The 9085-nt window shown below is 44.3% G+C and carries 10 protein-coding genes; 3 read left to right on the forward strand and 7 right to left on the reverse strand.

The genetic code is table 11. The annotated features are described in order from the left end of the window. A partial coding sequence (locus A1232T_RS01275; RefSeq protein WP_482822382.1) for a nuclease/transposase family protein occupies positions 1 to 513 on the reverse strand: 513 nt, incomplete at its 3' end. 198 nt (positions 514 to 711) lie between these two features. On the opposite strand from A1232T_RS01275, the gene A1232T_RS14060 reads away from it, so the two are divergent. The 3 genes from A1232T_RS14060 (at position 712) to acnA (ending at position 4500) form a co-directional block, all read left to right on the forward strand. Next, positions 712 to 852, forward strand: a complete 141-nt coding sequence (locus tag A1232T_RS14060; RefSeq protein ID WP_167367018.1) for a hypothetical protein — start codon at positions 712 to 714, stop codon at positions 850 to 852. Between the two features lie 168 nt (positions 853 to 1020). Continuing rightward, a complete protein-coding gene (locus A1232T_RS01280) occupies positions 1021 to 1383 on the forward strand; it encodes a DUF1622 domain-containing protein (RefSeq protein ID WP_077447674.1) in 363 nt (120 codons plus the stop codon). A gap of 315 nt (positions 1384 to 1698) precedes the next feature. After that, positions 1699 to 4500, forward strand: coding sequence for an aconitate hydratase AcnA (gene acnA, locus A1232T_RS01285; protein WP_077447675.1), 2802 nt, complete (start codon positions 1699 to 1701; stop codon positions 4498 to 4500). Positions 4501 to 4630: 130 nt separating this feature from the next. Here the strand turns inward: acnA and A1232T_RS01290 are convergent, their stop codons facing one another. The 6 genes from A1232T_RS01290 to A1232T_RS01315 all read right to left on the reverse strand — a co-directional run. After that, positions 4631 to 5869 (reverse strand): cysteine desulfurase-like protein, encoded by a 1239-nt coding sequence (locus A1232T_RS01290; RefSeq protein ID WP_077447676.1) that lies wholly within the window; start codon positions 5867 to 5869, stop codon positions 4631 to 4633. 142 nt (positions 5870 to 6011) lie between these two features. Then, entirely contained in the window at positions 6012 to 6644 is a 633-nt protein-coding gene (locus A1232T_RS01295) for a 2OG-Fe dioxygenase family protein (protein ID WP_167367019.1), read from the reverse strand. Between the two features lie 168 nt (positions 6645 to 6812). Further along, positions 6813 to 7646 carry an enoyl-CoA hydratase gene (locus A1232T_RS01300; protein ID WP_077447678.1) on the reverse strand — a complete coding sequence of 278 codons (834 nt, stop codon included), beginning with the start codon at positions 7644 to 7646 and terminating at the stop codon, positions 6813 to 6815. 111 nt (positions 7647 to 7757) lie between these two features. Beyond that, positions 7758 to 8141, reverse strand: a complete 384-nt coding sequence (locus A1232T_RS01305; protein ID WP_244152332.1) for a hypothetical protein — start codon at positions 8139 to 8141, stop codon at positions 7758 to 7760. Positions 8142 to 8258: 117 nt separating this feature from the next. Next, positions 8259 to 8894 carry an imidazole glycerol phosphate synthase subunit HisH gene (hisH, locus tag A1232T_RS01310; RefSeq protein ID WP_077447679.1) on the reverse strand — a complete coding sequence of 212 codons (636 nt, stop codon included), beginning with the start codon at positions 8892 to 8894 and terminating at the stop codon, positions 8259 to 8261. 50 nt (positions 8895 to 8944) lie between these two features. Continuing rightward, on the reverse strand, positions 8945 to 9085 hold a 141-nt coding region (locus A1232T_RS01315), incomplete at its 5' end, for a zinc ribbon domain-containing protein (protein WP_143513930.1).

Genomic DNA, 9085 nt, shown 5'->3' on the forward strand with positions numbered 1-9085 from the left:
AGTAATACACGCATACCAACGATTACGACTGTCTTGTACTATCTCAAGCGTGTTGATTTGATATAGGCTTAGGTTGTAGCTATCGAATACATCTATGATGAGCTTTTGACCTTTAGAAAGTGATAGCTGAATTGTTGATTTAAGTGCTTTTTTGCCTGTTTGTCTTGTGCTTAGGTATTTGATAGCCGATTTCTTAAAAGGTATCCAACCCAGTGACTTTCGTTTGGCATCAGGTCTATTAGTTCGCCAATGAAGTTTGGTTTTTTTAAACTGCTTACGCGCCTTGGTATGAGTTTCATTGATGGCTTGCAGTGTTTGACTGGGTAATCCTAAATACTCACCGCTTCCTTTAGTGTACTCACTTAGATCATAAGCACTAAAAAACTTACCAGTACGCTTTAAATGCTCAAAGCACAGCGCATTGACATAGTTCCACACAAAGCTCACCGAACCGCTTATGCGATTAAGTTGGTCTGTGTGCTTGTCTTTAATGCGTAGCTTGAGTGTTTTCATATACTTAGTATGGCGAGGTTAATTTTAACTTACAACCTTTTAAACACTACTCACGACAATATGTGTCGCCTTATATCCACCCCCTGAAGTGGGTGGTTTTACGGCGACCGGTGATAAAGTTTTGCAGACCAATTACCCTGTGTGTTTTATGTGCTAAATTAACCTCTTTTTATTTTTTCATTAAGCTGAGAGCCTCTCATGAACTATTTCCAGAAAAATAAAATCAAAACCATCGAATCGGTGTTAACTGTCGTTGGTGGTGACGTGGTTTATGGTGCAGGCGAATACAATAAGCTAAACCCACAGCTACCTGCGTTATCCCAAGCTCGTCTCCAATGAAGCACTATGGCGGTTATCAAAACCCATCGAAACCTGCTGCGAAGCAGTAATTAGGTAGGCTTATAGGATTATCTTATATAAAGAGTCGGTCTGGAAATCAGGCCGGCTTTTTTATTACCGTGTTTAGTAACAGCCACTTAACCTGATATCAACTATAGGAGATTCATCATGATTGACGCTTTAATGCACTCTATTGACGTGATTGCTCGCATTGTGGAGTTTGCAGGGGTCATGATTATGTTCTTAGGCGTGCTGTTTGCCTTTATAAGGGCACTGATGGCCTCTTCTAAGTTTAGCCATGATACTTATCTTAGAATCCGCCAACATGTGGGTAAGTCTATTCTGCTTGGGCTAGAAGTACTGATTGCCGCCGATATTATGACCACAGTAGTCACCGAACCGACGCTGCGTAGTGTGTTGGTACTTGGGTTAATTGTGTTAATCCATACTTTCCTGAGCCTATCACTACAAGTGGAGCTTGAGGGTCGTTTTCCTTGGCAGAAAAAAGAAACTTCAGCCTCTGAGGATTAGGTTTTCTAATAAGCTGCTTAGGAGTACAGTTGTTACGATTTCACCACGATATGACACCATCTTGGTCTTAATAACTTCCTGAATATTTGTTATGTTAGTAACAATGATAAAGTGTATCAAGGAAGTTTGTCATATTCCCCAATAGCTGTTGTAACAAGCCACCCGGGGATTTCTCTTCAAGGAAAAGCTCACGTTATTCACTGATAAGTGAAGTCTCTCGCTAATAAGACAGGATTTATTGTGAATACATTGTCAGCCCCCTAAATTAATAATAACTTTAAAAAAATAAGTTAATAAATAGAAAAGGAAGCCACTATGAGCGATATTTTTAACGTCAAAGACAGTTTAACCGTCGATAGCAAAGCGCATGCTTATTACAGCCTGCCAAAACTTGCCGAAAAATACCCAAATATTAATAAACTCCCTTACAGCATGAAGATTGTGCTAGAGAACCTGCTGCGTAATGAAGATAGCGGTCAATCTGTGGGCAAAAACCACATTGAAGCCGTTGCTAACTGGGATGCCGGTGCCCAGGCTTCTAAAGAAATCGCCTTCATGCCAGCCCGTGTTGTCCTACAAGATTTCACAGGGGTACCCTCTGTTGTTGATTTAGCTGCCATGCGTGATGCGGTAGTGAAGTTGGGCGGTGATGCCAAGCAGATTAACCCCTTTATTCCAAGTGAATTGGTCGTTGACCACTCGGTACAGGTCGACACGTATGGCCGTGAAGATTCACTGGATTTAAACGAGAAAATTGAATTTAAACGCAATAATGAGCGCTATGAATTCCTGCACTGGGGTAAGCACGCTTTTGAAAACTTCGTTGTTGTTCCCCCTGCGACTGGTATTGTTCACCAAGTAAACTTAGAGTACCTAGCCCGCGTTGTTATGGCCAGTGAGCAAAACGGTGAGCTAACCGCGTATCCAGACACCGTATTCGGTACGGACAGCCACACCACGATGATTAACGGTATTGGTGTACTTGGTTGGGGTGTGGGCGGTATTGAGGCTGAAGCCGCTATGCTGGGTCAGCCATCATCGATGTTGATTCCACAAGTGGTTGGTTTCGAGATGACCGGTAAGCTGCAAGAAGGCGTTACTGCGACCGACCTTGTGCTGCGTGTGGTAGAGATGCTACGTGCCCATGGTGTGGTTGGTAAATTCGTAGAATTCTACGGCGAAGGCCTGCACAGTATGCCACTGGCAGACCGTGCAACCATCGCTAACATGTCGCCTGAATATGGGGCAACTTGTGGTATTTTCCCAATTGACCAAATGGCAATCGATTATCTACGCCTATCAGGCCGTGATGAGGCACAGATTGAACTGGTTGAAAAGTATGCTAAAGCCCAAGGTATGTGGCACGACGCCGACACACCTGCTGCGACTTACTCAAGCAATCTACATCTAGATTTATCAACTGTACAACCTGCTCTAGCCGGTCCTAACTTACCACAGCAGCGTATTAACCTGTCGGATATGCACGAAAAATTTGGCGAAACGCTAAAAACGATGACCAAAGACCGTAAGTCTGAAGTCGACGGCAAGGTGCGCTTTGATGAAGAAGGCGGTAAGCAAGAACAAGCCGATCGCCTAGCAGCCAAACCAAACCCATTCTGTGCAGATGGCACCACCTCTTGCACCATCCGCATTGAAGACGAAGAGCACGAACTGCATGATGGTTCAGTAGTTATTGCAGCCATTACCTCGTGTACCAACACCTCAAACCCTGCGGTTATGATTGGTGCCGGTCTGGTTGCACGAAATGCTGCCGCACGAGGCTTAACTGCCAAACCTTGGGTGAAAACCTCACTGGCTCCAGGCTCTAAGGTAGTCACTGACTATCTAGAGAAAACCAAACTGATGGATGAGCTTGAGAAAACTGGCTTCTATCTGGTTGGTTATGGTTGTACTACCTGTATTGGTAACTCAGGTCCTCTACTAGACTCTATTGAGACAGCTATTGAGGACAACGATCTGGTTGCAGCCGCGGTATTGTCTGGTAACCGTAACTTTGAAGGCCGTATTCACTCACACGTGAAAGCCAGCTACTTAGCATCGCCACCTTTGGTTGTTGCCTATGCGCTAGCCGGTACAGTGAATATCGACTTAACCAAAGACCCAATCGGCCAAGACTTAGACGGTAAAGATGTGTTCTTAAAAGACATCTGGCCAACCTCACAAGAGATTAATGAGCTGATTGCCAATAACATCGATGCCGAGATGTTCCGTAAGAACTATGGCGAAGTGTTTGACGGTAGTAAAGCGTGGAACGCCATTAGCTCAGCAGACAGCCAGTTGTATCCATGGGATGAAGCATCAACATACATCAAGAACCCACCGTTCTTTGATGGCATGACTATGGAACCAGAAGGCATTAAAGACATCGAAAACGCACGTATTTTAGGTCTATTTGGTGACTCAATCACCACTGACCACATCTCACCAGCCGGTAACATCGATCCAGAATCTCCAGCCGGTAAATACTTGCAAGAGCGCGGTGTGCTAGAAGCTGACTTTAACAGCTATGGCTCACGCCGTGGTAACGATGCGATTATGACCCGCGGTACCTTTGCCAACATCCGTATTAAAAACAAAATGATGGCTGGCAAAGAAGGTGGCTACACTTACTACTTCAGTGGTGATAAAGCGACCTTACAAGATGGTGAAGAAATGGCCATCTATGATGCAGCAATGAAGTACAAAGAAGACAATCGTCCATTGGTTGTCCTAGGTGGTGAAGAGTATGGTTCAGGCTCGAGCCGTGACTGGGCTGCTAAAGGTACTATCTTGCTTGGTGTTAAAGCGGTTCTAACCAGCTCGTTTGAGCGTATTCACCGCTCTAACCTAGTGGGTATGGGTGTACTGCCGTTAACCTTCAAAAAAGGTGAAAATGCGGATACGTATAACCTAGATGGTTCAGAAGTGTTAAGTATCACAGGCCTAAATAATGGCGAAAGCGAAACCGCTACTGTAACCGCCACACGCGCTGATGGTAGCACTGAAAGCTTTGAAGTGAATGTGATGCTACAGACGCCAAAAGAGCGTGAATATGTGCGTCATGGCGGCGTATTACACTATGTGTTACGTCAGCTTGCTGCAGAGAATGTGGCATAACGCCTGACTCTATCAGTGCGTTATAAAGCGTTGTTTTATAACATAAAAAAAAGCCCAACCAATAGGTTGGGCTTTTTTTATTGTGCCTGTTTTTAATCATTGATAACTTATAACAGCTAGTCTTAAACGATTAAGCGGCTAAGAACTCGTCTATCAAATCAAACAACACATCTATCTCTTCGACAGTATTATAGTGCAGACAGCCAGCACGAATCACACCGCCGTCCTCCATAATATCCAGCTGCTCACATAAGCCCTGTGCGTAGAAGTTACCAGCACCAACGCCCACCACTCGCTCTGCACAGAAATCTGCAAACTCCGCTGTGGTTCCCTTAGGCAGTCTAAACGCAAACGTTGGACTACGCCCCTCTATGTTCTTTTTACCATATAGAGTTACACCTTCTATCGCTTTTAGCTTATCTAGGAAGTGTGCAGATAAGGTTTTTTCATAGGCTTTGATATTATCAAAAGCAGACTCTAGACGCGCTCGTAAATTACTATCGGCTGACTCTTGGCCCGATAAAGACGCTAAGTATTCAATGGCTGCGATCATGCCTGCCAAGCCTTCAAAGTTCTGAGTGCCCTGCTCCCAGCGATTTGGTGCCACTTCAGTAGCCGGCCCTACTTTATAAGGGGTTAACCCTTCTAGATGCTCAGTCTTAGCATAAATGGCTGCCACGTGAGGTCCAGTGAATTTATAAGCCGACAATACCAAAAAGTCACAATCCAAGCTTTGAACATCAATGCTAAAGTGAGGCGCGTAATGCACGGCATCAATAAAGGTCAACGCCCCTACGGACTTTGCCATCTCTACAATACGCTTGGCATCAAGCACGCTACCTAAGGTATTAGACGCATAAGTGAATGCAATTAGTTTGGTATTTTTATTAATTTTGCTTGCCAGCTCATCGTAATCAATCTCAAAGGTTTGCTCATCAACCGCAATTTGATGCACGATGACACCTTTGTCTTTGGCAATGTGCTTCCACGATGAGACGTTTGAGTAGTGATCAGCGGCAGTCACGATAATCTCATCACCGGCCTGCCAATCCCGGCCAATGGAGCGGCTAAAGTTAAACATCAGCATCGTCGCTGTCGCACCAAACACGATATTATCTGCCGATGGGGCATTTACCAGCGCTGCTACCGACTCACGAGCCTGCTGCATTACCTCGGTGGTCTTAACTCCAGAGAAGAAGTTAGAGCCTAAATTGGCATTATAAAAGGCGAAGTAATCACGCAATGCCTTAAGGGTTGTTTCAGTGGTTTGTGAGCCACCTGGTCCATCAAAGAAGATGGGGGTTTTACCATTTACGCTTTGATTAAGCGCAGGAAACTGTTGGCGAATGGCCTTAATATTAAGTGGCATAAAAAATCCTTACCAAGCATTTAATAGGCTAATATCCGTCATATAAGACGCTTAAATCAGCAGTATGAGTTTTGTGCCTGACAGCAGTACCATCAGGCATTTAGCTTGTTTGAGCTCTATGAATAGCGATTGATTTAAACCGCTATTTAATCTTGTCACCGGTGATGACAAACATATCAAAATAGCCGGTATTATCATTCGCCTTTACATCATTGGCACTGTGCCAAAACAGCGCATCGTTTAACACCACAAATTCACCATCTGTAAATACGTGATCCAGCATCGGCTTGCTGTCTTGTGTCTCATGCACGTACAACTCACCGCCACTTAAGTTTTCATAATTGACGAAGAACATGCCAATGCGATTAAAGCCATCTTGATGCACCCCTTCTGGCGCAATCGAAATGGTTTGATTCGGTTTTGCACGCATACGCAGCTGATGCACTTCAACCTCTGTATCGACAGGAAGCTCTGCATTGGTATAAAACTGAGAAAACATCTCTTGGAACGCCTCACTCTCATAGCAAGAGGCTTCGATGTCCTCATATTCACGCACGATGTCGCCCTGAAACTTATTCAGTTCGCTAGATTGCTTAAAAGGACGGTAAGGTAGCTTGTTTACTTTGTTGCCGCTGAAAGTGAAAGCACTATAACGGCGCAAACGATAATCACCATCCTTGTACTCGTTTTCAGGAATATTCAAAAAAGAAGGGGCCAACTGCTTAACGTTGGTTTCAGAGAGTTTGCCAAGCTTTAAATAAAATGGAGTGGTCATAATCATCCTTGTCATAACTAATAGTTTGATTGATTATAATTAAAAAGAAACAATAATGCCAATATCAAAAATAAACGGATAATTCTGCCAAAATAAGGCATAAAAAAACCCAGCCAAACCAGAGTTTTAGCTGGGTTTTTAGACAATCTAAGTTGACTTATCGCCTGCTTAACGGCCGGTCCAAACCGCCTGTCGCTTCTCAATAAAAGCGTCAATGCCTTCCGCCACATCATCCGCCATCATATTCTCCACCATCACTTGACTGGCATAATCATAAGCGTCCGGTAAGCTCAAACCCAGCTGGTTATAAAACATCTGCTTGCCGGTGGCTGTGGCTACAGGAGACTTGCTGATTATGGCGTCAATTAATGTCTGCAGGGTATTGTCTAACTCTTCAGGCGCTGCCACCCGATTAATCAACCCTTGGGCAGCTGCTGTCTCAGCATCGATAAATTCACCGGTGATGAGCATTTCAAAAGCCTGTTTCGGTGACAGATTGCGGCTAACCGCGACAGCAGGTGTGGAGCAAAACAGACCCACATTAATACCTGATGTCGCAAACTTTGCTGTACTCGAAGCCACCGCTAAATCACACGAGGCCACCAGCTGACACCCGGCTGCCGTAGCAATGCCTTGTACTTTAGCAATGACAACTTGCGGCATGCGATTTAGGGTAAGCATCATTTGGCTACACTGGTTAAACAGCGCTTGATGAAACGCTCTATCAGAGTGAGCTCGCATCTCTTTGAGGTTATGGCCGGCACAAAAAGCTTTGCCTTCTGCGGCAATCACCACCACTCGAATGGTTTGATCTTCTGCAATGGCATCTAATTCTTTTTGCAGGGCAGAAAGCAGTGACACCGATAAGGCATTGAATTGCTTAGGATTGTTAAGAGTTAGGGTTACAACGCCTCTGTTATCCCTGCTGTCTTGCCGGATAACCAATGGCTCATGTTCTGTAACGACTGAGGTGTCTTTTTGGGTTGAGGCTAGCTGTTTCATATATCATCCTTGATACACTTTTAAAAAAATTTCCTATAAGATAAAACTTCTATTTTTACCGACTTACTGCTAAAGGCATTACTAAAAATAAAGGCACTACTAAAAAGCTGACTATGATTTGTCAAACACCGAGGTCCAGCGGTTCACGGCATACAGTACATACGGCCAAAAGCAGGTATTGATAATATCATGGATACTCAGCCGTAAGTGATCGCCAGTAATATGCGGGTAGCTGTGGCTCAGGTCTAAATACTCACCCAAAAATGCAAAGAAAGTCGCCACCAATAGCGCAATATTAAGCCGCGTTACGTGACGTTGCACCAAGGGCCGTGTCACAAGTAGGCTAAATAAAAACACGCCTATCCCCACATAGATATGCAGAGAGTCTCGGTCTAGACCCGTAAAATCAGTAACATATATTTTAAATTGTTGAAACCCAACCACTGTATTATCCAATATCTCGACGATTAACTTTGACTGCTTATTCTGCCTCATAACTGCCCAATTTTTAGACAGTTATTCGTTCGATGACAGAAATTAAGTAGATTAGTATAGGATAGCCCAAAAAAATATGGGTTATGATTTGTTGGGGTTTTCTATATGGATTAAGGCTTAAATATTCCACTCAACAAAGTTTTTTAGCAATTGTAGGCCGTCTTTATGGCTTTTTTCAGGGTGGAACTGAGTCGCAAAAAGATTGTCTTTTAACACACTGGCACAAAATGGCTGACCATAATCGCAGACAGCAGCAACGACAGACTCATCTTCTGGCGCACAATAATAACTGTGGACGAAATAAAAGTGAGCATTTTCATTAATACTCTGCCAAAGCGGGTGGCTACGATCCATGCCAGAGATGGTATTCCAGCCCATATGAGGAATCTTAATGTTGGCGCCCTGCTCATCAGTCCAACTCGGCTCAAACTGGGTCACCTGACCTTTGATAATATCTAGGCACTTAGTACGTTCAAACTCAAGCGACTCGGTAAACAGCGCCTGCATACCCACACAAATGGCCATGACCGGTTTATTAAATACCGCTTCTTGAACGGCTTCATCAATACCCTGCTCATGCATTTGAGCCATACAATCGCGCATCGCCCCTACCCCTGGGAATACGATTTTATCTGCCGCACGAATGATTTTGGGATCATTGGTAATAGACACCTCAGCCCCCACTGCAGATAATGCCTTACTGGCAGAATGCAGGTTGCCCATGCCGTAGTCTAGAAGTGCGATTTTGGTCATAATTGGTCTCTTTTGCTTATTGGTCTTTATTACTTGACTTCCTCCCCTCGCTAAACCGAGGAGATTCCTACAGCTAGACGGTCAAGCCCGACCGCAAGGATGTTCTTAGCAGCATTGATATCTCTATCATGCCATGTGCCACACTCAGCACAAGCCCATCCTCTTATTCGCAAGCCTGCTCTACCTTTTGG

Origin of the sequence: Psychrobacter pasteurii, from assembly GCF_900162815.1 — a bacterium.
Lineage (GTDB): Bacteria > Pseudomonadota > Gammaproteobacteria > Pseudomonadales > Moraxellaceae > Psychrobacter > Psychrobacter pasteurii.

Excerpts from the sequence above, each read along its gene's own strand:
- A1232T_RS14060 (WP_167367018.1), top strand. The coding sequence starts at position 712 with ATGAACTATTTCCAGAAAAATAAAATCAAAACCATCGAATCGGTGTTA.
- A1232T_RS01280 (WP_077447674.1), top strand. The coding sequence starts at position 1,021 with ATGATTGACGCTTTAATGCACTCTATTGACGTGATTGCTCGCATTGTG.
- acnA (WP_077447675.1), top strand. The coding sequence starts at position 1,699 with ATGAGCGATATTTTTAACGTCAAAGACAGTTTAACCGTCGATAGCAAA.
- A1232T_RS01290 (WP_077447676.1), bottom strand. The coding sequence starts at position 5,869 with ATGCCACTTAATATTAAGGCCATTCGCCAACAGTTTCCTGCGCTTAAT.
- A1232T_RS01295 (WP_167367019.1), bottom strand. The coding sequence starts at position 6,644 with ATGACCACTCCATTTTATTTAAAGCTTGGCAAACTCTCTGAAACCAAC.
- A1232T_RS01300 (WP_077447678.1), bottom strand. The coding sequence starts at position 7,646 with ATGAAACAGCTAGCCTCAACCCAAAAAGACACCTCAGTCGTTACAGAA.
- A1232T_RS01305 (WP_244152332.1), bottom strand. The coding sequence starts at position 8,141 with ATGAGGCAGAATAAGCAGTCAAAGTTAATCGTCGAGATATTGGATAAT.
- hisH (WP_077447679.1), bottom strand. The coding sequence starts at position 8,894 with ATGACCAAAATCGCACTTCTAGACTACGGCATGGGCAACCTGCATTCT.